Genomic DNA, 23,655 nt, shown 5'->3' on the forward strand with positions numbered 1-23,655 from the left:
AAGGAATGAACTAGGCCTTGCTGTCTCGCACGTAACGCCATTTGTTGGCGAGTGAGCTCTCGCTGCGTGTGAGCAATTTTCCCGTTGTAGGGCGTCGCTTCCAAGAGCTCAAATCCAGGCCATGGTGGGATTGGAACGAGGGAATACCGCCGGCTTTTGGGTGTGGTGCAAGCGGCTTTGCACCCCTTCTGGAGGTTTTAGCCTCAGGCGGTCTGCTGTTTCGTCGTGGCAGAACTGCGCGATCAAAGGGATGCGTGGGTTCTGCATCCCCCCAAGCGAGGGTAGGGGTGCGACGAGAATGGATCAAAGCTTCCAAGGGAGGACAGAATGAATAAGTTGCCAATCAACCGTCGTAGCGTCGTCAAAGCGATGCTGCTGGGATCGGCTGCAGTGTGGGTTATGAGCTCAAGAGCGTTGGCGGCATCGTCCTGCGACGATCACGTTGTGCGAATCGCCTCAACTAGTTCCCCTACTACGATGAATCCTTTTGCGACCTGGGGCTCCTTTTGGCCCACGGCTTTCTCCTATGACTTCTTGGTGGGCGTGGACGCTCAGCGCCACAATGATAGGAAGGGATTTGCCAAGGAGTGGTCCGTTGCGGACGACAACCTTACCTGGATGTTCAAAATCTGGCCGGGCATGAAATGGTCGGACGGCCAGCGCGCCACTGCAAAAGACGCGGCGTTCACTTATAACTATCTCCGCCACTCGATTGGGAAGCCGGACGAGCTGAATGTGGGCTGGAATAACACGAGCGGTTTGGAACAGGTCGAGTCGATCAAGGCACTCGATGACGAGACTCTGCAGATTGTAACCAAGGCTCCAACGCGCTGGCCGATCGACAACGCTATCATGATTGTTCCCGAGCACGTCTGGAAGGATATCAGCTATGCCGATGCGCGCAGCACATTCCGCAACGACCCGCCGCTCGTGGGCACGGGCCCCATGATCGTTTCGGAGTTTCAGCAGGGCCAATTTACCGTAATGACGCCGAACAAGAACTTCCGGACAGGGCAGCCGAGAACAGCAGGTGTGGTCTTTCGTTTTCTCGGCAATGCCGATTCCATCGCGCAGGGTCTGAAGAGCGCAGATGTCGACTACGGTCTCGGGCTTACGGCCGCCCAGTGGGCAGACTTGTCGAAAAATGCCGACATTATCGTGGGGCAACAGCCTGTCGAAATCCGCAGTTTCCTTGCATTCAACACTCTCTCTGGAGAGGGGCGGGGTAGCACAAAGGCCCTGCAGGATCCTGCGTTTCGAGATGCAATCGCCTACGCGGTCGACCAGAAGGCCATAGTTGATCGCGCCCTGCGCGGGCTCGCCGATCCTGGTGTCGGACTAGCTATGCCGGCGGTGGCCGATTACTACTCGGATCTGAGTGACATCAAGCGCCACTTCGATCTTGCCGAGGCAGGTCGTCGGCTCGACGCCGCCGGTTATCGGGACAAAAACGGAGACGGCATCCGAGAGGACAAGGATGGAAACAGCTTCCGGCTGGAGTTGATTTTCGCAGGCGCTAATATCGAGATGCCGATTGCGGTTGTGCAGCTGATAGCTGACTGGTTAGGCCAAATTGGTGTTCCAGTATCAGTGAGCCAGCTAGACGGCGCGGCGCTCGCCGCCCGATACGCAACACCAGAAAAGGGCGGCGGAGGCTGGGATATGCTGGTGACCGATAGCTGGCTATCCCCTAGTCCCCACGACCTGCTTGTGATAGGAAGCAGTGAGGCGATCGGCTCTAACAATAAATCTTACTGGGCAAATGAAAAATTCGACAAACTTGTTTCAGAGGTGGACTCCACGGTAGAACTTAAGAAGTGCCAGGAGCTTGTCAATGAGGCGGCGCGTCTCATTTACACCGAAGCGCCTTATATCATACTGTATTACCCCTTCCTGCTTGACGCTCATCGTAAGGATTGCTTCGAGGGTTGGGGCTCGAACGACGCAATTTCGCAGTGGGGCTACTTTCCTTTCGATCGCCTGAGGCCTGTTGAAAGCGGTGGTGATGGAGAGGGAAACCAATGAGCCGGCGCATCGCGCGAATCCTGATCAGGGCCGTCCTCACGCTCCTGATGGTGGCGGCTCTAAATTTTATTCTCTTCAGGGTTATTCCGGGCGACCCAGCATCGCTTCTGCTTGGCGGTGCGCGTATCAGCGCGACCGCTCAGCAGATCGAGGCGCAGCGCCAGAGTTGGGGCCTCGACAGGCCGCTGATACCTGACCAGCTTGTCGACTACGTTTGGGCAACGCTTCATGGTGACTTGGGCTATAGCTTCAAATTCAGGGGGAGGCGTGTAGATGGCTTGGTCATGGAGCGATTGCCGGCCACTATCGCTCTGGTTGGTCTAGCCCAATTTATTGCCATTCTAAGCGGGGTTATGCTTGGCCTATATGCGGGTTGGCGCAGAGGAGGAGCAGTCGACCATATCGTTACGGGAGTCTCTCTGGCGCTCTATTCTACGCCGGCTTTCTGGCTGGGTATGCTTCTGGTAGTGATCTTCAGTACGGCATTAGGCTGGGTTCCAGGCTATGGTGCCTATTCACCTGGCGCTATCAACGGTTCACTTGATCGGTTTTTTGATTACCTGCGGCATCTCGCGCTTCCCGTCACGGCGGTCGCCCTCGGGCTAGTTGGCCAGTACGTCGTGGTCGCTCGCGCAGCAATGAGCGACGTTGTGACCGAGGACTACATGGTAACCGCACGAGCCAAAGGGCTCACCAATGCTCAGATCCTGATGCGTCATGCATTCCGCAACGCAATGCTGCCGGTCGTGACCTTGATTACCCTCAATCTTGGCTACGTGGTGGCAGGTGCCATCACCGTCGAAGCTGTCTTCGCCTGGCCGGGGATCGGCGGGCTCACGGTCGAGGCCCTCAACGCGAGGGACTACCCGGTCCTTCAGGGCATTTTCCTATTGCTCGGTGCGTCGATAGTTGTTGGAAACCTGCTGGCCGATCTGGCCTACGGCGTTCTTGATCCGCGAGTCAGGCAATGAGTGATAGTATTGTTCGATATTCGCAGAGTAGTCGGGCCCGAGCGATCAAGGGATTCGTGCGGCAATTTATTGGCCACGGCGGGGCTCAGCTCGGCCTGTTGTGTTTGGTTTTCTTCCTTGCGCTGGCTACTATGCCCCGTACCCTCGTGGGCCCACTTGAGACGGTAGGAACCGCATCAGGTGACTTCCTTGAGCCACCATCAAGCCAGCATCTGCTGGGGACCGACGAGGTGGGGCGGGATGTCTTCAATTTGGTTGTCCATGGTGCCCGGATCTCGCTTACGATTGCGCTACTGGCGACTGTGATCAGCCTCATCGTCGGCACCACGGTCGGAATGAGCGCGGGCTACTTTGGTGGCTGGGTGGAGGTCTGGCTGATGCGCTTGACGGACTTCTTTTTTGTCATGCCGTCCTTCGTGCTGGCGCTGGTCATCACACCCGTAGTTCTCGAGGTGATGGGGCGGGGCAGAGAAATCCTCGGCTTCCGTCCTTCTCTTTTTGTGATCCTTGTCGTTATCGGCATGACAAGCTGGGCGTTCGTCGCCCGTGTCATTCGGAGCCAGACACTGTCGCTTAAGGAGCGAACATTTATTGACCGCGCGCGCGTTGCAGGCAGCAGCAACCTCAGTATCATGGTGCGGCACATCCTCCCCAATCTCGTGCCGCAAATCGCAGCCAACGGGGCTCTGGTCGTCGCCGGCGCAATCTATGTTGAGACATCACTGTCGTTCCTCGGGGTTGGGGACCCCTTGCAGCCCTCTTGGGGCACATTGCTGGCGCTGGCTCAGCGCGCCGGCGCGGCCAGTGCTGGGGCCTGGTGGTATCTCGGCGCCCCCGGAGTGTGCGTCCTCACGGTTTCGCTTAGCTTTGTCCTGATTGGCAATGCGCTCGACGACACATTCAATCCACAGCGGCGCGTGATCCCATGATAGACTCCCCTCAAGGCAGAGTATCGCTTTTGGAGGTTGACGGGCTCACCGTCGACTACGGGCTCAAGGGCGTTCCATCGCGTGCGATCGACAGAGTAAGCTTTGCGCTCCGGGCCGGAGAGGCCGTTGGCCTCGTCGGAGAATCGGGCAGCGGCAAGACCACGACCGCCATGACGATCGCGGGTCTGCTATCGCCCAACGCGCGGGTCAGCAGCGGCGAGGTGCGTTATCGCGGTAACCGACTGCCGATCGACGATGATGCGGCGATGCGGCCACATCGCTGGAGCGAAACGTCCGTAGTCTTCCAAGGCGCGATGAATGCGCTTAATCCTGTTCACCGTATCATCAATCAGATTGCCGAACCGTGTATGCTGAAGCGTGGCATGTCGCGTGGTGATGCGACCGCGCGGGCAAGTGAGTTGCTCGAGCTCGTAGGCATCCCGGCGGATCGCGGCGCTGCCTATCCCCACGAATTGTCAGGCGGAATGCGACAGAGGGTTATGATCGCCATGGCGCTCGCGTGTCGCCCCTCACTCATCATCGGTGATGAGCCCACTACGGCGCTTGACGTTATCACACAGGCTCAGATCCTTAAACTGCTGGGTGAGTTGCGATCGCGACTTAACCTCGCCCTCATTTTGATCACCCACGACCTTTCTGTGGTGGCTGAGTGTTGTGATCGCGTCATGATCATGTATTCCGGCCGAATCGTCGAGGATGGCACTGTCGCCGAGATCTTCGCCCAGCCCAAACATCCCTACACTCGCCTGCTGATCGAATCGATCCCGAACCCAGCGAGCGGCAAAAAGATGGTCCGGCCGATACCCGGTGATCCCCCCAACTTGGTGAACCGACCCTCGGGCTGCGCCTTTCATCCGCGTTGCCCGTCGGCTATGGGGATTTGCGCGACCGAGCTCCCCAGCCTCGATAGGTTCGGGCAGGGACGCGTCGCCTGTCACCTTCACCGGTCCTCGCAAGAAGACAAGGTCGCAGCTCATGCCTGACGCCGCCGATATCCTGCGTCTTGAGAACCTACAGGTCCATTTTCCTATCCAGGGCGGGCTGTTCGACCGTGTCCTGGGCCGACCTGCCGGCGCCGTGCGCGCGGTAGACGGGATCGACCTCAACGTCGGACGGGGCGAGATCGTCGCCCTGGTCGGGGAATCGGGAAGCGGCAAGACGACGGTGGGCCGCCTCATTACCAAGCTTGCTCAGCCAACAGGCGGCAAGCTGTTGTTTAAAGGCCGCGACATGACGTCCGTTCAAGGCTTGTCGGCTTTGCGCCCATACAGGCGCGCGGTGCAAATGATCTTTCAGGACGCCTATCAGGCGCTCAATCCGCGACACACCGTTTTCGATATTGTGGCAGAACCGCTGCGTTCATTGCGGCTGGTCGAGAACGGCAGCCAACTCGCCAGGCGGGTCAGTGAAGCTCTTGCGTCCGCCGGGCTCAATCCTCCCGGTGATTTCTTCGCCCGCTTCGCCCACGAGCTGTCTGGTGGGCAGCGCCAGCGGGTTGTGATTGCTGGAGCGCTTGCCGCGAGGCCGGAACTCATCGTCGCCGACGAACCTGTCTCGATGCTCGATGTGTCGATACGCGCACAGATTCTTCAGGTCTTGGTTGACCTGCGCGACAAGCACAACATGGCGCTATTGTTCATCACCCACGACTTGTCGCTTGCCTGGTTGATCGCCGACAGAATTGCCGTCTTGTATCTTGGAAAATTGGTCGAGATCGGTAGCGCCGACGAGATCACATTCAACCCTCGCCATCCGTATACCGTCGCCTTGCGTAACGCCACCCCGCAGATTGGCGCCAATGCAGGTCGCGCCGAGTTGCCGGCCCTGCAAGGCGAAGTTCCAAGTGCCGCGCGCGTGCCGAACGGCTGTCGGTTCCATCCGCGTTGCCCTTTGGCCTTCGACCGCTGCCGGCAAGAGGAACCACCATCCATCGAGGTTGGACCAGAGCACTCATCCGCCTGCTGGCTGGCAATTGACTCCCCGACACACGCTATCGGGTGCGAAATTACACCCTATAGCAAGGGGCAGGACGGACCCTGGAACGGCAATACTGCCCCCGATCAGTCGCCAAGTGTCAAGCTTTTGGACGGGCTATGAATTCGTCCCACTATTGTAGCCAAATGGGTCGCTTAGCGTGAGCGGTGTTGACCTGGCGACCGCATCGCACTATGCGACCGGGAGCGGGAGCAATGCACCTCATCAAACTCAACGATGTCGAACCGCTCGGCTATTTCGCCGATGCCCTTACCAGGAGACGCCGAAGGCGATGTCGTGCAAGCGGGTCATGCCGCGCCAGACGACCATGTTGCCGGGAGGCGGGTAATGGTTGCGGCCGAGATAGCCGCCAAGCATGGCGATTTGCAGCAGGTAAGCGGCGAGCGTGTGCTGTTGGAGGCGCGGTCGCGTTCGGGACGCCTCGAACCGGTCGAGCGCAGTGATCTCGGCGAAGGTGAGAACGCTGTCGGGCGCGGCGTCTGGCTTCGCGCGCACCGACATAGTGACGAAGAATATGCGCCAGCTGACTATCGCGATGAGGGCGAGGAACTTCGCCAGCCTCTCGGCGGTCTCGAGCCTCGTCTCCTCGGCACGGCAGCCGGACTTCATGACCTTGTTGAACACCTCCGCCTTCCAGCGCAGGGCGTACCAGCCGAGCTTTTCGACCGCCACCGAGAGATCTTCGACCGGCAAGTTGGTCACCAGCTTCCAGTCGATCGGCTCACGACCGGGCGGCGGATTCTCTTCGAGGGCGTGGATTTCAGTACATTCCTCTTGAAAGGCGAAGATATATTCACGTTCGTCGCCGCGACGTTTAGATTGCAGATCTGCTAACAGGAGGGAATATGTTCGTTCGATCCGTCAAGGAAATTCACGGAACGGCGCGGGAGGTCGATTGGGGCAATGGAAAAAGCTACCGCTTGCTGATCGAGTCCGACAGGATGGGTTTTGCTGTTTGTCACACTGTCGTGAAAGCCGGCACGGAATCTCTGCTGCAGGACAGAAATCACTTGGAGGCGTGCTACTGCGTCGCCGGCCAAGGCGAGGTCGAGGACATGAACGGCACCGTATACCCGATCAAGGCCGGCGACATTTATGCGTTGAACGGACACGACAAGCATTACTCCGCGGCGGCAAAGACACCGACCTCGTCTTGGTCAGCGTGTTCAATCCACCCTTGAGAGGCACAGAGCGGCGTGACCTGAAAAGCGGCGAGGGTTCGTCGTACTGACTCACTAAATCTGCGGTCGAAAGCCTTGCCGCACGCAGGCGGGCCATCTTTGTGGAGAGGCCGGTCTCATCGATGACACGAGCTTCGCCGGATCGAGATCGAGCTGGCCGTCGAACCAGTTCCGGCGCCGCTTCAGCACGTTGGGGCGATCCTGCTCCAGTGCGTGCGCGGACTTTTTTTGAATGTCCAGCCGTAGCCGCGAAGCCAGGCGCTCAAGGCGCTGCGGCTGATCCGCACCGACTGCTCGGCGACCAGCCGCTCCACCATCTCGTTCAGCGTGATGTCCTTGCGTTCCTCGATCAGCCCGACGATGAAGGCTTCATGCGCATCGAGGCTGGAGGCGCGGCGGCGGCCCTGCGGGCGTGGCGCCAGTTCGCCGATCTTCGCCCGCGCAATCCAGCGGATCGCGCTGGACACTCCCACGCCGAACCGCGCCGCCGCTTGCCGCGCCGACATGCCCTCGTCCGAAGCCGCGATCGAAGATCCCCGCTCAATGCTCTAGCCGGCGACCACCTCCATCGAGGTGGATGTTGAATCAGCACAAGACGCAGCTGTCACATCACAATCGATTCATCGATCACAGGACGTGCTCTAGGCCGCTTGCTTCAGCGCTGTTGGGGCGCGCTCGCGATCGGCGTTTGTCACCGCCGAGATATACCACCTGATGGGACACAACCATCCGTACCGCGCTTACTACAAGTCCAATTGTCAACTGTGCGTCATTCGACGTCCGGTTGGGTGTTAGCTATGTCTGGTCGAAGAGCGTCTGTGTTCGGTATCTGACATCCTAAAACGGAAGTATTCCGCCCGTACCGCGCGAATCACATGGAGTTGGCCTGTATCCCTCGATCAACCTCTCCGGTGGCATGCCGATTGCATGGAATACGCTGAAGAGTCCGGTAACAACGGAACGCGCGGCGTCCAGACAAGCTCTTGTGCTCGCTTAACAGAATCCGAGCGTACAACTGTGTTAGAGCGCAACATCAAGGGAGTAGCTCATGCAAATCGCCGTCGTTTTTAACTTTGATCATACGGGCGTGATCAACCGGTTCGGTCGGCCCTTGTCCGGACGAATACCGCCCCAGCGGTACAATCGAAAGCTCGATTGCGGCACTGCAGGAGGGCGGTCACGAAACGCTTGTGAAGGCGATAAAGCACTGCTTGCTGGGCTGGAGCGGTTCATGCCACCCGATCCGCAAGCCCGCCCTTCCGGATTCCGTCTTCAACGCCGCGGAGGGAATTCAAGGCGAGTACCGCTACACCTACGTTCCGGCCATGCTTGAGTTGGCGGGCGTCCCATACACCGGTCGAGCGCGCTCGGGCATGGGCTGACGCACGACAAGGTGATCACTAAGACGCTCCTGCGCGAGGCCGGCTTGCCAACGCCTTCGACCCGACCACGGGCTAAGCCCATCGCATAAGCTGTTGGTCGCAGCGATGGTGCGCGCGCAAGAGTCTGCCCAACTGGATCGGCGTGAACACAAACCTTTTTCACCTTTCCGCGTCCCGAAGTTCCTGATGCCCCGGCCTCGGTACGGAGCTCGCTCAGATGCGTCATGATATTCAAACAGTGCAACGGATCCTACAAAGTACTTTCACAGAATCTTTGCGACTTAGCATGGCTAGAAATGCTAGGTTCACCCCAAGGGCAGAGATAAGGCACCTAGGGGCCTTGGCTACTTCAAAGTATCCCAGTTGAATCGCGATCCCATTATCAGATGATCTTGGTCTCGTGTCGTAGCGGCAAATCACACTTCAATATACCTGACGGGGAAGTGATATGGCGATCCGAAATTCGACCCATCCTATAGGCCCTCCAGGAAGCGGGTCGACTAGAGAACTTTTCGAAGCGGCCGCCGATGAAGTTTGGAGGCCATACATGTGTCACCAGACGTTCGATGGCGCAGATGCTGCCCAGATTATCATCGAGGACGGCCAGCAGGCACGGATTCATTCTGGCGACGCCCTTTGTTACGGCACATTCGGCGAGTTGCTGCAAGGCCAGTTGCCGGTGGGTTCCGCTTCCCGAGATTCTCACTTCTTGATCACGATGCCGATCGCGCTTTTTGCGCGAGCTCACTTCATGCCGATTGCGGGCACACGATATGTAACCGTTTATCCGCCACATAAAATCAAAGCTAAACGCCTGGCGGAGAATCTCGCGATTGCGCTCGGCGTCTCAGGAGGAATCCTCTTTTTGCAATCTGAACTCCCCGAAGGCAAAGGGCTGGCGAGTTCGTCTGCGGATCTTGTTGCGACTGCACGATCAATGGCCTGCTGCTTCAAGCTTAGAGTGGGTACTTCGTTAATCGAGAAGCTGATGGCGGAGATCGAGCCATCCGACGGGGTAATGTACCCAGGAGTGGTCGCATATCAGCAGCGAGCATGTACCCTTCTCTCGTTCCTTGGGCAAATGCCGCCGCTTGCAATCGTTGGTATCGATGAAGGCGGGACGGTCGAAACCGTCGACTATGACCAACGGCGAGGTGAAATCTCCGCCAGTCACAGAGCGGAATATCACCAACTATTCGACCGCGCGCGAATAGCAATTCCGCAGGGTGACACCGCCACCATCGGCAGAATAGCTACGGCCAGCGCGCTCCTGCATCAGGAGCGAGCTCCAAAGGTGCATCTGAACTCGATGCTCAAAGCATCCGAGGCCGCTGAGGCTCTTGGGGTCATAATCGCGCACAGCGGCACAATGATTGGAATCCTGCTTGATCGAATGGCGGCTGACTTTCCGCGGAAGCTTCGGTCCGTGCGCGCCCATGTATCGGCGTTCGACATCTCGCCAAAAATATATCTGACTATGGCTGGCTGTGGGTGAGGTAAGCAATATGGACACTGATCGCAAATGCCTGCCATTCTTCGGCTATTCGGATGCCTATGCTCTTCCCAGCATCATTAGATGTGAGACAAACCTTTACCTTGCGCAGTTCGCGTTCATGAAGCTTCTCCCTGCAAAGTACATCATCGAGCAGGCGCTGGCTCGGGGAACTTTGACGCACGGCATGAAAATTCTCGAGACCTCGAGCGGAACCTTCGCGTTGGGTTTGGCTGTAGTTTGCCGGGAACGCGCATTCGAGCTCGAAATTTTCACAGATCCAGTAATGGATAAAGGCCTGGAAAACAGGTTGAAATCCTTGGGGGCCGAAGTCTTCATAATAACCGAAAAAGCGAAGCTGGGTGGCTATCAAAGAATTCGCCTCGACGCATTGCAGGCCAGGATTAGACAGTTGGGACACTCCTGTTTCTGGCCCCGGCAATACGACACACCGGACAACCCCGCAGCGTACAAGCTCTTCGCCGATCAGATAACGGGGATGTTCAGCGCGGACGTAACGTTGGTCGGTTCTGTGGGCTCAGGCGGCTCTACTTGTGGGACGATAGAGCGCCTCCGCCAAAAATCCCCTGGCGCGCGACTGATCGGAGTGGACACCTTCAACAGCGTCATTTTTGGCCAACAGGATGGCGAACGGAAATTGCGGGGCCTCGGGAATAGTCTTGTCCCCAAGAACGTGAAGCACGAACTATATGACGAGGTTCATTTCATCTCGGCTCCGCTCGCATTTGCTGCAACGCGTTACCTTCACGAGCGGCACGCCGTTTTCGCCGGTCCGACCTCCGGAGCGAGCTACATCGTGGGACGCTGGCGGGCTCGGCAATATCCAGAAGAGGCCGTAGTCGTCATTTGTCCTGATGAAGGACACCGCTACGCCGAATCTGCATACGACTATGAGTGGCTCAAGCAAAACGGATGTCTAAACGAAAGCGTTCTGTTGGATGCGCCGGCAGCCGAAAATCACCCCTCGACCGCCCGCCCACCATGGAACCGATATCTTTGGGATCGGAAAAGCCGGGAAGCTGTCCTGAGCTGTTTGGAGCAAGTTTGATGAACCGAGGTAGCTTCCTTTTCGTGGAAAGCAACACGACGGGTACTGGCGAACTATTGATGAAGCGAGCCCGAGCCTTGGGCTTTGAACCTTATCTCGTTACGCGCAATCCCGCGCGCTATACATTTCTTAAGGGCTCCGTCGCTGAAGTGATTGAAGCTGAAACCCGCAGTCCGGACGAACTTATCGGGATCGCCGCCAGATTAAAAAGCCTCGTGGGAATATATTCGTCATCAGATTATTTTGTGGAAGCAGCGGCAAGTGTCGCGGCGGCGATCGGGCTACCAACAGCGGATCCGGAGGCTATAGCCACATGCCGGAACAAATGGAAGCAAGCGGCCGAGCTGCAGCGACGATCAATCGCGATCCCTGAAACTCGGCTGGCCACTTCCGTCAGAGACGTGGAGAACATTCTTGCCCAGGCTACTCTGCCCGTGGTCGTGAAGCCGGTCTCGGGAAGCGGCAGTAGCGGTGTGAGGTTGTGCGATAGTGCAGCAGCCGCCATTACAGCATTTGAAAGTGCAAAGAAGGTATTGCTAGATCAAGTGGATTTGCGCAGTCCGGACGTCCTCATCCAGCAATATATAGAGGGTAAGGAATACTCTGCAGAGATAATTGCGTATGATAGGACGCTGCATTGCCTCGGAATTCTTGCCAAGCACAAAGGCCCGCGTCCCTGCTTCGTTGAGGTGGGGCACGACTTCCCGGCCCCGCTCTCGGGGCCGTCCCTCCGGGAATTGTCCTCTTTTGCAGTGAGCGCGGTATCGGCTCTCGGCCTGGGGTTCGGACCGGCTCATGTAGAGTTCGTGATATCGGAGTCGGGCCCCGTCATCATTGAGATCAATCCCAGGCTGGCTGGAGGAATGATTCCAATCATGCTGTCGCATGCGTTAGGCATGTCAATTCTTGACATGGTGATCAAACTTTATGCGGGAGAACCTTTCACCCCTCCACAAGCGAGCGCAAGGGCGGGAGCCATCCGTTTCCAACTTGCTCACAAATCAGGGAAGCTCAAACGCCTGGGCTTCTCTCGAAACCCAGACCCGACAGTGCCCGAGGCGGGGCTACTGAAATCTGAGGGGAAGGAGGTTCAAATAAATGGCGACTTTAGAGACCGAGTAGCCTACGCCGTAGGAGTCGCTGATGAACTCGAAGCCGCCGCCGCGGCAGCTGAACGGATGATCGATTCCATTGTGATCGATATCGAGTCGGCTGCTGGCAAATCGGACAATAAGCAAGACGCTGGGTCGAGCGAGGATAGGTGGACCCTCCATCCCGAAGCGATGAAGTTGCTCGCGCCGCCTATCGAAATCACGCGTGATGGTCGCCTTCTGCAATACCAAGCAGCCATAGACGAAGCACATCTGGTGATGCTGGCGGATCAGGACTTGGTCAGCCAGGCCGCCGCCGCCGATCTCCTCAAGCACATCTTGGACCTCCAGGAGGAGGGCTTTCAGTCTTTGGAGGGCCGCGATGCTCCGCGTGGCCTCTATCTGGCCTATGAGGCGGAACTTGCCGCCAGAGCTGGACCGGAAAAGGCCGGCTGGCTGCACCTTGCGAGATCCCGAAACGACTTGAACGCGACCATTTCTCTCCTGGCTCTCCGGGAGGCCGCGTGCTCCATCTCGCGAGAAATAGGAATTCTACAGGATGCCCTGCTTGAGCGAGCGGAAGAGGCATCGAGACTTGTGGCTCCGCTGTACAGTCAGTACCAGATCGCGCTCCCCGGATCGCCAGGGCACTACCTGCTCGGCATTTTCTTCGCTCTGGGGCGCGAGCGCCAGCGCCTCCATTGCCTCCTGGAAGACATCAGGAACTGCCCTATGGGATCTGGTGCCGGCGGTGGCACGACTATGCCGATAGATCCCTTGAAAACTGCAAATCTTCTGGGATTCGAACTGCCGTCGTTCAACTCACTTGATGCGGTCGCGAGCCGTGACCATCACTTACACGGGCTTTCGCTCTTTGCTGGCGTTTCAATCTTGCTCAGTCGTGTGGCCCAGGACCTTCAGGTTTGGACAACGCGCGAGTTCGCTCTCATCGACATTCCTAACAATCTTGCCGGCGGCTCTTCCATGCTGCCGCAAAAGAAGAACCCGTTTCTGCTTGAACACATAAAGGGGTCGGCAAGCACCGTGATCGGCGCATACGTTTCTGCGGCAACGGCTACCTGCAAATCGCCTTTCAGCAACTCGATCGAAGCAAGCAACTACGGCTGCTCTCCTCTGGGCATTGCGGAGAATGCCCTGAAGCGCGCCATGACCCTCACATCGCTCATCGTGAAGTTCATGTCTTTCAACGTGAGGTCAATGCGTGAAAATTTGGAAGACGGCTTATCGATGACGGCAGTCGCCGCCGAACAGATGGCGTCGCGAGGCATTCCTTTCAGGAAGGCCCACACACTTATTAGCGAAATCGCGGAACGCCTGTCTCAGGATGGCTGCGTCGCGGAGCGCCGAAGCGAGTTGGCCCGTCACCTCGCTGATGTGTTGCCGGCGAGTCCCGAAGAGGGCAGGGACGCTCTGCAGTTCGGGGGAGGACCCGGAAAAAGATCAATCGACGACCAGCTTTCTGTAGCAAAAACGCTCTTTCGGGCCATGCAGCTGAAATGCGAGGAAATACGGGAGCGCTGGGCTCACGCTGAGATGCACTGCAAACAGAGGGTGAAAGAACTCATCGATAGGGAGCCGACTGCCTGAAGGTGTCTATGTTGGGACGTTCGCTGCCGGACGCGTGCAGTCTATTCTAATGTCCAGCAGTTGTCGTGGTATGAGGCCAAGCCACGCCGGAAGATCGCGATCGATTGAAAAACGCCGCCCTACATCTGTTGCGGCAAGCAGCGCGGCGGCCGTCAGATCGCCGGGGGGGGGGTAGGTCCTCATCGGCATGACTCGGCAATCCGCTCGGGCGTTCGGCTGCTGGGTCGCTGACCGCATCGCCGCACGGTCAGCTGCACGTTCGCAATCTCCGCTGACGAGGGCGGAGTGTCAAAAGACTAACAACGTCACCGTGTCCCTATTTTCAGGAACGTAAGAGGAGGTTGATTAATGCGGCATACTGGCTGGCGCTCTCATGCGGGCGCGACCTTCACTTGTGAGAAACAACCGGCGACCGGTTCGCGTGGCATGGTAGTAACCAATCACCCGCTCGCTTCCGCCGCCGGGGCCGAAATGCTCGCTGCCGGCGGCAACGCAATCGACGCTGCCATCGCGGCCTTATTCACTCTTTCGGTCGTCGAGGCGATGATGGTGGGGGTGCTGGGTGGCGGCATAGCGCATATCCGCCTCGCAAATGGCTCGCATCACGTGCTCGACGGCATGAGCACCGCACCACTCGGGACCGGCCCCACCACCTACACGCCTGATCCGAAGGTTGCGCCCGGCACGTTGGACGCGGTCGGCCGCCGAAACGTTATTGGCCCCTCGGCGGTCGCCGCACCCGGCAATCTGCTGGGCTGGTGCGAGGCGCTGCGCCGGTTCGGCACGTTCTCTTTGGCCGACGTTACTGAGCCCGCGATCCGTCACGCCTCGCGCGGCTTTCGCGTGACTCCCTATCTACAGGAATGCGTCTCAGAGTCGGCGGCCGACCTCGCGCGCGATGTCGAAATCGCCAAACTGTATTTGCCCGGCGGCACTCCGATCCAGCCGGGGACCCGCCTGGTTGCCGGCGATTATGCCGAGACGCTGCGATCAATCGCGCGCGAGGGGCCGGACATCCTTTATGGCGGAGAACTGGGGCGTCGATATGCGGAGCACATGGCGCAGAACGAAGGCTTTCTGACACTCGAGGACCTGACGGGCTATCGCACCGTTGATCGCGAGCCGCTGCGCGGGCTTTATCGCGGCTATGAGGTCGTCGGCCCGCCGCCGCCATCGTTCGGCCCCCTGCACATCATTCAGATGTTGAATATCGTGGAGGGTTACGACATCGGCAAGCTCGGCTACGCGACGCCGGACGCGCTGCACCTGCTGGCCGAAGTGCTGAAGATCGCTTTTGCTGACAGAGCCGCGGCGTCCGCCAATCCTGAGTTCGTCCAGGAGCCGATCGGCAAGCTGCTGTCCAAGGGCTATGCAGCGGAGCGCCGGGCTCGCATCACAATGAACCGCGCCCAGTCATGGAGCGCGGGGGTGGCACCTAACGAAGGTGCGCATACCACTCACCTGACAGTTGCGGATGCGTTCGGCAACGTCGTCGCCAGCACACAGACGATCTGCTCCCTTTTCGGCGCCGGTTACATCGTGCCGGCTACCGGCATGATTCCGAACAATTACATGTCCTCGTTCGATCCGCTTCCGGGCCGCGCCAACTCGGTCGCACCAAGCAAGCGCGTGACCTCGTCGATGTCTCCGGTGATGGTGCTGCACGATGGCAGGCTACGTTACGCGATCGGGCTGCCTGGCGGGCTGCGCATGTTCCCCTCGGTAATGCAAGTGCTGTCGAATCTGATCGATCATAGCATGAGCATGCAGGAGGCGGTGGAGGCGCCGCGGCTTTGGACGCGCGGCTATGGGGTGAAGGTCGAGGCTTCGGTGCCGGAAGGCGTGCTCGCGGCATTGCGCGACCGCGGTCACGATGTGGCCACGGTTAACAGCGTTGGCTGCGGCATGAGTGCGATTCAGTTCGATGCGGACGGCACGATGATCGGCGCCGCGTGCTGGCGGGCAGACGGCACGCCGATCGGTCTCGGCGGCGGATTGGCGCGGGGTGGAGCGAGGTTCAGTCCGGACCAGGCGCGGGCTTGAGCGCGGCCGGCGACTGGCTCCGGCGCACCGACAATCGGGTCATCTTCATGCAAAGTGGTCCATATCGAAGAGGCTTCCTGAACCAATTCTTCACGTCTGCCAAGAGTCTCACGAAGCAGGTCTCGCGCACTGAACCCGTCATCGGAAGCCCCCTTGCCGTGCATCGATGGGAGGAGAATTAACGAGCGACCTCGCACCGCCCGGCCAAAACATTTGGCCCGAAAGGCTGGCTGACCGGTGGTAGCCATCCGGTGGACCTCCGGTGAACACCGCAGAGGTTTTGGTTTCACGGCGAATAACGATCAGGCGGTCTGATCGCGATGGATTGCGATGAGTTCCTGCAACTGCTCGATGCCGAAGTCGGTGAAGGCAATCGTCTCTTCGCCCTCCGGACCATAGACCGGATTAATCCGTCTTCGGGCTCCCATCTCGCGGGCGATATCCGAAAGCCATTTTTCGTCTTCGCCGAGCTCCGCGGCTACACGGGCAATCGTGACGAAGCGGTAGACTTGGTTAGTGTGCATATCAGGCGGCCGCGCGTCGACGCCTTCGCGGCACCAGTTCCAAGTGAGGATCTCATCGATCCGCTGTGCTGGGCGGGCTGCGATGCGCGCTAGGATATCCGCGAGCCAGGCCCGAGGGTCGACGCCATTCAACTTGGCGCTGACGATCAGGCTATAAAGGACGGTAGCGCGCTGTCCGCCGCGATCGGAACCGCAGAACAGCCAGGACTTTCTGCCGAGAGCCATCTCGGGGTCATTCTGCCCATGTTGGGGGATCCTGAACAACCCATTCTACGGCGGCGCCTATGTCAATGGTAAGAGCGAGAAGCGCACTGAGATCGTCGATGGCCGCATTCGCAAGAGGTATGGCCATTACAAGCCGGCTTAGCGAGTGGGCGCTGGTGCTCAAGGAGCATCACGAAGGCTACATCGGATGGAGCGAGTACGAACGTAACCAGGAACTGCTCGCGGCCAACGCTTATGGCGAAGCCGGCGGCGTCAAGTCGAGCCGCGGCGGTCGCGCTGCTCCCGGGTCTCATCTCCTGTGATCGATGCGGGCGAAAACTGGTTGTCATGTATGCCGGACGCGGCCAAGGTTATCCGATATATCGCTGCGAGCGCGGCAACCTCATGATGGCACAGGCGCGATGCATGTCGTTCAACGGCTTTCGCACCGACGCGGCGGTGACCCGCGAAGCGCTGGAGGCGGTTGCGCCGATGGCGATCGAAGCGGCGTTGGAGGCTGAACGGATACAGCTGGAGAGCGAAGCCAAGCTGCGTATTTCGCAAAAACGGGACAGTCGTTCCGCTAAATCGCGGACAGCATTTTCACTAAGTCCCGAACAGCAGGATGGAGTCGGCCCTCGGTTGCTTGGTTGAACTCATTTGCGATTGATTTCGCCGTTTTCGGCGCCGGTCAAGAGCGGCGGTGCTTTTTGCTTTCTCATGCTGTCGCCTTCGAGGGTGAGGCGATGGGCGTTGTGGATGATCCGGGCGAGAATGGCATCGGCGATTGTCGGCTCACCAAACATCCCATGCTGCCACCATTCTCCACGGGGTGGTGTCTCAATTAACAGTCATCGATCCGCGTCACGGGCTCGCGGGTCAGCGTCTGGAACTCGTGTCGTCCCATTCTGCGCGCGGTCCGGCTTTCGTCATCGTCCGACTACCTGACGGGCGCCGCCGTTCAATTCGGCGCTCGGTGACCGACCTTACGAAGGCGACGCCGGAAGAACAAGGCGCGTCGAAATCGTTGGCTCGCATCAACGGCCGAACGTTGCTCACATTGCTGCACCATTTGAACAGCACGTTGACCTCCCGTATCGAGGAGGTGATCCGCGATGAACATTCAGTCGAATCCGTGCCGCGTTGCGTCCCAGACAGTCACCAGAGTTCCAGCCCCAGCCGCAGCGAAACTACCGCACCTGTGGTTCGATCTGCCGGCGAAGACGCAGAAGCAGATCACGCAGAGTGTTGCGCGACTTCGCTTGCGGATGCGACCGACGGGCGTGCCGATAGCGGCGGATCGGCATGTTGAGAGCGCCGAATAGACCGGTCGGATGTGTGACGGCCGCGCATCGCGGTAAGGCTTGCCTACATTTATGTCCGCCAGTCCTCCGTGAACCAAGTACGGCATCATCAGGAAAGCACGGAATTGCAATACCGCCTCGTCGACCGTGCCGTCGCCCTCGGCTGGCCGCACGAACGCGTGCACGTCATCGACGAAGATCTTAGCAAATCCGGAGCCGGGACCGTTGAGCGGGTGGGGTTCAAGAAGCTGATCGCGGAGATCGGATTGGGCAATGCCGGCCTCGTCATCAGCCTCGACGCTTCCCGGCTTGCCCGCAACAATCGCGATTGGCATCAGCTCCTCGATTTGTGCGCTCTCTTCGGCGTCATCATTGCCGATGGCGAACGTCTCTACGATCCCTGCGCTTACCATGACCGCCTGCTGCTCGGCTTGTCCGGCATCATGAGCGAGGCGGAACTGCACCAGATCAGGCAGCGGCTCCATCAGGGCGAACGTCAGAAAGCGGCACGCGGCGAGCTGCGCCTTCCTGTTCCTGCCGGATTGGCACATGATCGCTCGGGCGAGATCATTCTCAATCCCGATGAGGAGGTGCAGGCGCGGCTCAGCTTGGTCTTCGCCAAATTCCGCGAGCTACACAGCGCACGGGCCGTGATGCGCTACCTGCGAAAGAACGATCTGCCACTGCCTGTGCGCCCGCTCCTCGGTCCCGCGCCGCATGATGTGGTGTGGCGCGAGGCCGACAGTGCGCGGGTCCTCAGCATTCTCCAAAATCCTGCCTACGCCGGGGCATATGTCTATGGTCGGTACCGGACGGAAGGCGGGCGGCTTCGCCATGATGTCTATCGCCCGAAGACGGTCAACGTCCCCATCGCCGACTGGGAGGTTTGCCTTCAGGCTGCCCATCCTGGTTATATCAGCTGGGAGGAGTTCATGGAGAACCAGAGGCGACTGGCAAACAACATTAATCGCTACGCAAGCCGGCCATTCGGGCGTGCCGCGCAAGGGAGCGGCCCTGCTGCAGGGCATCGCCGTTTGTGGGCGGTGCGGTCGCCGGATGAGCCTACGCTATAGCGGTCCTGCCGGTGACTACCCCGTCTACACGTGTCGCGCCGACCGCGATCAGGAGGGCGGGCCGCTCTGCCAGGAAGTGCGTGCGCTGCCCGTCGATACGCACGTCGAAAGCATCCTGCTCGAGGCCTTGCGACCGGACCAGATCGCTATCGCCATTGCCGCATTGGGGCGCCAGATCGAAGAGGAGACGCGTCAGCTTGAGCGGCAGTGGGCGCTACGACGCGAGCGGACGCGCTATGAGGCGGAAAGAGCACGCCGCCAATATGACGCGCTCGAGCCGGAAAATCGCCTGGTGGCTCGGTCGTTGGAGCGCGGGTGGGAAGAGAAGTTGCGCGTGGCCGAGGCAATCGAACAGGATAATGAACGATGGCGGTCCACGAGCACCTGGTGTTGAGCCAGTCCGACCGCCAAGTGCTTCAGAAGCTGGGAGAAGACCTGCCTGGCATCTGGCACGCCCCTTCCACTACATCGGCCGAGCGAAAGGGTATCCTGCGCCTCATCATTGGCGAGGTCGTCCTCGACCAAAAGCGCTTCCAGGGCCAGGTCTGGTTCAAGATCCTGTGGCAGACGGGAGCGACCAGCGAGCATGTTCTCCAGAGGCGGGTCCACACCTATGGCGGACTACATCGATTTGGAGCGGCTGCGGAGCAGAGTGATCGAACTCCAATGCCGCGGGCAAAATGGACAAGGAGATCGCAGCGGCGCTGAACGCGCAAGGCTTCGTGGCTGCGCGTTCAAGGGCGAGAATGTCTGGCTTTTGCGAACACGTTGGGGTATCCCCACCGTCAAGATCAACGGGACGAGCGCCAATCCCGAACCGATGGCCAGATGGAACCTACTCGGTTCAAGGGACGGCGGCCGCCCTGGGCGTCACACCAACAAACTGTGTTCGACTATCTCGCATGCGGCTTGCTCGACGGGCGCAGCTTGCGAAGGGCCAGCCCTGGCAAGTCGAACTCTCGCATGACCAAATCAACACCTGCGAGCCCGGCTCGCACGCACCAGGCGATCAAGGAGGAAGGTCTCATGACAAGATCGGTTCGCCGATCATGGCATGCCACTGTGCGATCGGCAGTTGCGCGGTGATCAGCGTCGATGACGATGCGCGCGACGTGATCTTGACCATCCAATGGCATGGTGGCCAGCACTCGCACGTAGGGGTTCGCAAGCCCAAATCCGGAGAGCATGGCCAGCGCCTGAGGACGCTCTGGCGATCATGCGATCCATGCCAACCCGGTGGTCGGATGCCGAAATCGTTGCCACACTCAATCGCATGGGCATGCAAACCGGTCAGGGAAAGACCTGGACAGCGCGTCGCGTCCAATCGCTACGCGCGGTGCACAAGATCAGCGGCTATCGCTCTTCCGACAAGAATGGCGAGTGGCTCACATGTCGGATGCGGCCGCGAAGTTCGGCGTGTCGCACGTTCCAAGCGCGGGGGCACGGGCTGGGAATTCGATTACGTCTGACTGCATCGACGATGCGTCGCGTATCGCCTTCAGCCAAATCAAACCCGACGAGAAAAGCGCCATCGCCATGGCACGGCTCGTCGGGCAGTCCGCCAAATCCAGGGCGACGCCCGCCGAAGCGCGCCTGCTCGACTTTTCGGGAGTTTGCGTGACGACAGCTCATCGAGATCATCGCGAATCCGCTCGGCAAATCGCTCTCACATGGTGCATATCCGATCAAGGATAAATGACAGCAGTCGACCATACCGGATCATCGTGCCTTCGCCAGTAGATATCCATGAGCCGGCGAGTGACGGATCCGACGCGCCCATTAGCGATCGCGGCGTCGTCAATACGGGTCACGGGCATAATGCCGCCGGCAGTCGAGGTGATGAACACCTCGTCAGCCGCTTTGATCTCGGCACGACGAATATCGGCAGCCGTAGCCGACAACCCAATCTCGGCGCAGAGGTCGAACACCGTCCGGCGCGTGATGCCCGGCAACACCCCAAAAGCGGGCGTCCTCAGGGACCCGTCCTTTACAACGAACACATTGAAGCCGGGTCCCTCCGCAATGTGCCCGTTCGTGTCTAGGATCAGCGCTGTCTCGGCCCCCCTGTCGTAGGCGTCGAAAAGGCCCTTCACGAGATCGAGCCAATGATAGTTCTTGATCGAGGGATCGATCGATTTGGGCGGGATGCGGACGGTTTCGCTGATCGCGACGTGCAAGCCTCTTTCCAGCTGTTCCTTGTTAGCGACCGAGCCAAAAGGAACAGCAAAAGCCATGAACCGGTTCTCCGCTTGGCGGGGATCGCGGCTGAAGGTCGGCGACGAACCGCGTGTGCAGATCATCTCCACGTAAGCCGATCTGTGCCCCGACAACGCGACACAATTTGTCAGGATCGACTCTATTTTCTCCCGATCATAGGGCAGCTTCATTCGCAGCCGTTCCACGCCCCCAAAGAAGCGGTCCAGATGCAAATCCAGCCGGAAGAATCTGCCATTCCAGACGTGCACCGTGTCGTAGGTGGCGTCCGAGTGCAGGAACCCCCAATCGAGCACGGAGATTTTGGCCTCGGATATCGGCAGGTATTGCCCATCCATAAAGGCGACCCCATGCGGGTGACGTCGCCGATCAAGGTGATGCTCATCCACAGTTGGAAGATCAAGTAAGAGCTGTGTCATTTTTCTACCATTCCGATCCGGCTACTTGGTCAGGCTCAAGAGGTTGCGCTAAAGCTTGCGCTCGAAAGCGGCTCGTACGCTGATCGCTACAAGATATCGCTACGACACCGGCAATGTTGACGTGGAAGACGCCACGTTGCGCGTCAAATTCAAAGGATCAGCGAGCGGCTACGGTCGCTTGTCTGAAAGAATTGAAATGATTCGATCAGACGGCCGCCTAAACGCAAAGGCGGCGCCGGGCTCTCACGCGAATTCGTAGTAGTGAAGAGCGCTCGACTGAACGCTTGCGCTTCACGCAACGACAGGCCCGTTTTGATTGATCAGCATGTCGGCGGACTCGTATTGCCGACCCGGCTCCCAGAGTCCAGCCGAGGGTTCCATGTCCGGTGCTCAACTACAGCCCGCGCCACGCCAATAGGGCAAATTCGAGGGGGTTGTGGGTGTGAGGCCTGTCTAGAAAGTCGCCCTCTCGAACTGGCCTGCCAGAGAACAGGCTCCGCGCGTTGCACAATATGGCTTGGCATCGGCGCTTCCGGTGCTACTCAGCCATTTGAGGACCTTGAGCGGCGCCGAGGAATTTGCCCACGGCTCTGCATGTTTAACCGAGACCTGACCGCCCTTTGTGAAGCTTGTATCGAGACCTAGCGGCAGGCTGGCGATCGGGCGTCGCCCGCGCGCTTTGGATCGCGTTTCACATCACATCGCTTCGCGCGACCCGCGTTTCAAAAACCGAGTCATTTTGGCGCAAACCCATGCGCCATATTTCCTAAACATGATTATCGTTCGAGACCAAACGGAGTATCGAGCGCCACACTTGATGCGCAGAGACGCCAGTTATGAACGCCGCGGCCAGTGGGAAGCAGCTCCGCTCTGAACGCGAAATCGCTCAACACAAAAGGGAATGGAAGTGTGGAATTTGTGATGAAGATTTCGTGGGGACCGCTGCCTGTCACGCTAATGGAGAATATATGGGTTCCATTTTCCGACGGAGCACATTTCGCTCCAAAAAATCTGCCGCCAGAAGACGCGAGATCCAATCCATTTCCAGCAATTTCAACTATTTCCCTCGGCGAACGCAAAGGAGATATGGTCAAGCCCGCGCCCGCTCGCCGACTGCAGCACCGTCTGCAACGCCTTGGATTCTGCCCGAGCGGCAAAATGTGATTTCGGACTGATGCGCAAGGAAATCGACTTACGCCACCTCCCAAGGCGTGCCGGCCCGGCAGCGAGCTTAGTCTCCTGCCGGGCGTTCAATTCGCTGAGTGTCTGGGCAAATTGTGCTGACCTGCTGCTCTGATCCCTGAAACTGGACCGTTCGAAAGTGGAGTTTCCTCGGTGATGTCCCTAGGCTGGGAGGAGCGGAAAACGATGAAGGTATCGAAGTTTTCGGACGCGCAGAAGGCGCTTATTCTGAAGCAAGGAGCGGACGGGCTTCCTGTTGCCGAGATCTGTCGGCGGGCGGGAATCAGCCAGGCGACCTACTTTAACTGGAAGAAATACGACGGACAGGTGCCGATGGAGATGAAGCGGCTGAAGCAGCTTGAGGACGAGAACGGCAAGCCCAGGAAGCTGGTCGCTGACCTGTCATTGGACAAGGAGATGCTGCAAGACGTCATCCGCCGAAAACTGTGAGGCCTGGTGGCAAACGCGAGCTGGTGGCGGAGACGTGCGGTGAGTGGGACGTGTCGATCCGGCGGGCTTGCCGGGTTCTGGAGTTCGACACTTCGACCTATCACTACAAGTCCCGCCGCCTCGGATCAAGGAGGGGCGACGCGTGTCCGCTATGGCTACCGGCGCGTGCACGTGATGCTCACGCGCGAAGGCTGGGACATCAACATGAAGCGAACCTATCGAATTTACAGGGACTTGGGCCTGCAGCTCAGGAACAAGACGCCGAAGCGGCGTGTGAAGGCGAAGCTGCGGGAAGGCCGGGAGGAAGCCGTCGGCACGAACGCCGACTGGGCGATTGGACTTCGTCCACGATCAGCTCGCCACCGGCAAGAAGATACGTGTCCTGACGGTCGTCGACACGTTCTCACGCTACGTGCGGTGCTCGATCCGCGCTTCAGCTATCGCGCGGAGGACGTGGTCAAAGCACTTGAGCATGGTC

19 protein-coding genes and 4 pseudogenes are annotated in these 23,655 nt (G+C 59.1%); 17 read left to right on the forward strand and 6 right to left on the reverse strand.

The genetic code is table 11. From position 1 onward, the window contains the following. Positions 1–327: 327 nt before the first annotated feature. The 5 genes from AC0L15_RS08190 to AC0L15_RS08210 are packed head-to-tail and all read left to right on the forward strand — an operon-like array spanning position 328 to position 6,043. Positions 328–2,025: an ABC transporter substrate-binding protein gene (locus tag AC0L15_RS08190; RefSeq protein WP_473496165.1), complete on the forward strand. Its 1,698-nt coding sequence runs from the start codon at positions 328–330 to the stop codon at positions 2,023–2,025. Beyond that, a complete protein-coding gene (locus AC0L15_RS08195; RefSeq protein ID WP_473496166.1) occupies positions 2,022–2,996 on the forward strand; it encodes an ABC transporter permease in 975 nt (324 codons plus the stop codon). The genes AC0L15_RS08190 and AC0L15_RS08195 overlap by 4 nt, the downstream gene beginning before the upstream one ends. After that, positions 2,993–3,925 (forward strand): ABC transporter permease, encoded by a 933-nt coding sequence (locus AC0L15_RS08200; protein ID WP_473496167.1) that lies wholly within the window; start codon positions 2,993–2,995, stop codon positions 3,923–3,925. Before AC0L15_RS08195 ends, AC0L15_RS08200 begins: the two co-directional genes overlap by 4 nt. Continuing rightward, the gene (locus AC0L15_RS08205) at positions 3,922–4,929 is read left to right on the forward strand and encodes an ABC transporter ATP-binding protein (protein WP_473496168.1); all 1,008 of its coding nucleotides are present in this window, start codon (positions 3,922–3,924) and stop codon (positions 4,927–4,929) included. The genes AC0L15_RS08200 and AC0L15_RS08205 overlap by 4 nt, the downstream gene beginning before the upstream one ends. Continuing rightward, the gene (locus AC0L15_RS08210; protein ID WP_473496169.1) at positions 4,922–6,043 is read left to right on the forward strand and encodes an ABC transporter ATP-binding protein; all 1,122 of its coding nucleotides are present in this window, start codon (positions 4,922–4,924) and stop codon (positions 6,041–6,043) included. Before AC0L15_RS08205 ends, AC0L15_RS08210 begins: the two co-directional genes overlap by 8 nt. Before the next feature lie 147 nt (positions 6,044–6,190). On the opposite strand, the gene AC0L15_RS08215 is transcribed toward AC0L15_RS08210, so the two are convergent. Next, positions 6,191–6,643, reverse strand: a complete 453-nt coding sequence (locus tag AC0L15_RS08215) for a hypothetical protein (RefSeq protein WP_473496170.1) — start codon at positions 6,641–6,643, stop codon at positions 6,191–6,193. Positions 6,644–6,786: 143 nt separating this feature from the next. On the opposite strand from AC0L15_RS08215, the pseudogene AC0L15_RS08220 reads away from it, so the two are divergent. Further along, a pseudogene (locus AC0L15_RS08220) lies at positions 6,787–7,172 on the forward strand (ectoine synthase). Positions 7,173–7,192: 20 nt separating this feature from the next. Here the strand turns inward: AC0L15_RS08220 and AC0L15_RS08225 are convergent. Further along, positions 7,193–7,628: pseudogene (locus tag AC0L15_RS08225) on the reverse strand (transposase); the annotation flags it as partial. Positions 7,629–9,051: 1,423 nt separating this feature from the next. On the opposite strand from AC0L15_RS08225, the gene AC0L15_RS08230 reads away from it, so the two are divergent. From AC0L15_RS08230 to AC0L15_RS08240, 3 genes are read left to right on the forward strand one after another with little or no spacing between them, the layout of a single operon-like run. Then, on the forward strand, positions 9,052–9,999 hold the full coding sequence (locus AC0L15_RS08230) for a GHMP family kinase ATP-binding protein (protein ID WP_473496171.1): 948 nt from the start codon (positions 9,052–9,054) through the stop codon (positions 9,997–9,999). A 10-nt stretch (positions 10,000–10,009) separates the two neighbouring features. Then, complete coding sequence (locus AC0L15_RS08235) at positions 10,010–11,065, forward strand: cysteine synthase family protein (RefSeq protein ID WP_473496173.1); 1,056 nt, start codon at positions 10,010–10,012, stop codon at positions 11,063–11,065. Continuing rightward, positions 11,065–13,764 (forward strand): lyase family protein, encoded by a 2,700-nt coding sequence (locus AC0L15_RS08240; RefSeq protein WP_473496175.1) that lies wholly within the window; start codon positions 11,065–11,067, stop codon positions 13,762–13,764. The genes AC0L15_RS08235 and AC0L15_RS08240 overlap by 1 nt, the downstream gene beginning before the upstream one ends. Before the next feature lie 6 nt (positions 13,765–13,770). Here the strand turns inward: AC0L15_RS08240 and AC0L15_RS08245 are convergent, their stop codons facing one another. Further along, entirely contained in the window at positions 13,771–14,001 is a 231-nt protein-coding gene (locus AC0L15_RS08245; RefSeq protein WP_473496176.1) for a transposase, read from the reverse strand. A gap of 111 nt (positions 14,002–14,112) precedes the next feature. On the opposite strand from AC0L15_RS08245, the gene ggt reads away from it, so the two are divergent. Next, the gene (ggt, locus tag AC0L15_RS08250) at positions 14,113–15,807 is read left to right on the forward strand and encodes a gamma-glutamyltransferase (RefSeq protein WP_473496177.1); all 1,695 of its coding nucleotides are present in this window, start codon (positions 14,113–14,115) and stop codon (positions 15,805–15,807) included. Between the two features lie 557 nt (positions 15,808–16,364). On the opposite strand, the pseudogene AC0L15_RS08255 reads toward ggt, so the two are convergent. Next, positions 16,365–16,556: pseudogene (locus tag AC0L15_RS08255) on the reverse strand (transposase domain-containing protein); the annotation flags it as partial. Positions 16,557–16,654: 98 nt separating this feature from the next. Between AC0L15_RS08255 and AC0L15_RS08260 the strand changes: the two are divergent. Both AC0L15_RS08260 and AC0L15_RS08265 read left to right on the forward strand, forming a co-directional pair. Beyond that, positions 16,655–16,858 (forward strand): hypothetical protein, encoded by a 204-nt coding sequence (locus AC0L15_RS08260; protein ID WP_473496179.1) that lies wholly within the window; start codon positions 16,655–16,657, stop codon positions 16,856–16,858. A gap of 103 nt (positions 16,859–16,961) precedes the next feature. Further along, the gene (locus AC0L15_RS08265) at positions 16,962–17,189 is read left to right on the forward strand and encodes a hypothetical protein (RefSeq protein WP_473496224.1); all 228 of its coding nucleotides are present in this window, start codon (positions 16,962–16,964) and stop codon (positions 17,187–17,189) included. 2 nt (positions 17,190–17,191) lie between these two features. On the opposite strand, the gene AC0L15_RS08270 is transcribed toward AC0L15_RS08265, so the two are convergent. Next, the gene (locus AC0L15_RS08270) at positions 17,192–17,386 is read right to left on the reverse strand and encodes an ATP-binding protein (protein ID WP_473496221.1); all 195 of its coding nucleotides are present in this window, start codon (positions 17,384–17,386) and stop codon (positions 17,192–17,194) included. Positions 17,387–17,928: 542 nt separating this feature from the next. Here AC0L15_RS08270 and AC0L15_RS08275 point away from each other — a divergent pair. The 3 genes from AC0L15_RS08275 (at position 17,929) to AC0L15_RS08285 (ending at position 20,607) form a co-directional block, all read left to right on the forward strand. Then, entirely contained in the window at positions 17,929–18,912 is a 984-nt protein-coding gene (locus tag AC0L15_RS08275) for a recombinase family protein (protein WP_473496180.1), read from the forward strand. Next, positions 18,896–19,306, forward strand: coding sequence for a hypothetical protein (locus AC0L15_RS08280; protein WP_473496181.1), 411 nt, complete (start codon positions 18,896–18,898; stop codon positions 19,304–19,306). Before AC0L15_RS08275 ends, AC0L15_RS08280 begins: the two co-directional genes overlap by 17 nt. A gap of 995 nt (positions 19,307–20,301) precedes the next feature. Further along, positions 20,302–20,607, forward strand: coding sequence for a hypothetical protein (locus AC0L15_RS08285; RefSeq protein WP_473496182.1), 306 nt, complete (start codon positions 20,302–20,304; stop codon positions 20,605–20,607). On the opposite strand, the gene AC0L15_RS08290 is transcribed toward AC0L15_RS08285, so the two are convergent. Continuing rightward, positions 20,598–21,545 carry an aminotransferase class IV gene (locus AC0L15_RS08290; protein WP_473496183.1) on the reverse strand — a complete coding sequence of 316 codons (948 nt, stop codon included), beginning with the start codon at positions 21,543–21,545 and terminating at the stop codon, positions 20,598–20,600. The genes AC0L15_RS08285 and AC0L15_RS08290 overlap by 10 nt on opposite strands. 921 nt (positions 21,546–22,466) lie before the next feature. Between AC0L15_RS08290 and AC0L15_RS08295 the strand changes: the two genes are divergently transcribed. After that, positions 22,467–22,709, forward strand: a complete 243-nt coding sequence (locus AC0L15_RS08295) for a PIN domain-containing protein (protein ID WP_473496184.1) — start codon at positions 22,467–22,469, stop codon at positions 22,707–22,709. A gap of 204 nt (positions 22,710–22,913) precedes the next feature. Then, positions 22,914–23,648 (forward strand): annotated as a pseudogene (locus tag AC0L15_RS08300) (transposase); the annotation flags it as partial. Between the last annotated feature and the right edge of the window lie 7 nt (positions 23,649–23,655).

This window comes from Mesorhizobium sp. WSM4846 (assembly GCF_055811415.1).

Coding starts and splice junctions, on each gene's coding strand:
- AC0L15_RS08245 (WP_473496176.1), bottom strand. CDS start 14,001: ATGCGGTCAGCGACCCAGCAGCCGAACGCCCGAGCGGATTGCCGAGTC.
- ggt (WP_473496177.1), top strand. CDS start 14,113: ATGCGGCATACTGGCTGGCGCTCTCATGCGGGCGCGACCTTCACTTGT.
- AC0L15_RS08280 (WP_473496181.1), top strand. CDS start 18,896: ATGAGCCTACGCTATAGCGGTCCTGCCGGTGACTACCCCGTCTACACG.
- AC0L15_RS08240 (WP_473496175.1), top strand. CDS start 11,065: ATGAACCGAGGTAGCTTCCTTTTCGTGGAAAGCAACACGACGGGTACT.
- AC0L15_RS08205 (WP_473496168.1), top strand. CDS start 3,922: ATGATAGACTCCCCTCAAGGCAGAGTATCGCTTTTGGAGGTTGACGGG.
- AC0L15_RS08290 (WP_473496183.1), bottom strand. CDS start 21,545: ATGACACAGCTCTTACTTGATCTTCCAACTGTGGATGAGCATCACCTT.
- AC0L15_RS08200 (WP_473496167.1), top strand. CDS start 2,993: ATGAGTGATAGTATTGTTCGATATTCGCAGAGTAGTCGGGCCCGAGCG.
- AC0L15_RS08265 (WP_473496224.1), top strand. CDS start 16,962: ATGTCGTTCAACGGCTTTCGCACCGACGCGGCGGTGACCCGCGAAGCG.
- AC0L15_RS08210 (WP_473496169.1), top strand. CDS start 4,922: ATGCCTGACGCCGCCGATATCCTGCGTCTTGAGAACCTACAGGTCCAT.
- AC0L15_RS08295 (WP_473496184.1), top strand. CDS start 22,467: ATGAAGATTTCGTGGGGACCGCTGCCTGTCACGCTAATGGAGAATATA.
- AC0L15_RS08230 (WP_473496171.1), top strand. CDS start 9,052: ATGTGTCACCAGACGTTCGATGGCGCAGATGCTGCCCAGATTATCATC.
- AC0L15_RS08285 (WP_473496182.1), top strand. CDS start 20,302: ATGTCGGATGCGGCCGCGAAGTTCGGCGTGTCGCACGTTCCAAGCGCG.
- AC0L15_RS08260 (WP_473496179.1), top strand. CDS start 16,655: ATGGCCGCATTCGCAAGAGGTATGGCCATTACAAGCCGGCTTAGCGAG.
- AC0L15_RS08235 (WP_473496173.1), top strand. CDS start 10,010: ATGGACACTGATCGCAAATGCCTGCCATTCTTCGGCTATTCGGATGCC.
- AC0L15_RS08190 (WP_473496165.1), top strand. CDS start 328: ATGAATAAGTTGCCAATCAACCGTCGTAGCGTCGTCAAAGCGATGCTG.
- AC0L15_RS08195 (WP_473496166.1), top strand. CDS start 2,022: ATGAGCCGGCGCATCGCGCGAATCCTGATCAGGGCCGTCCTCACGCTC.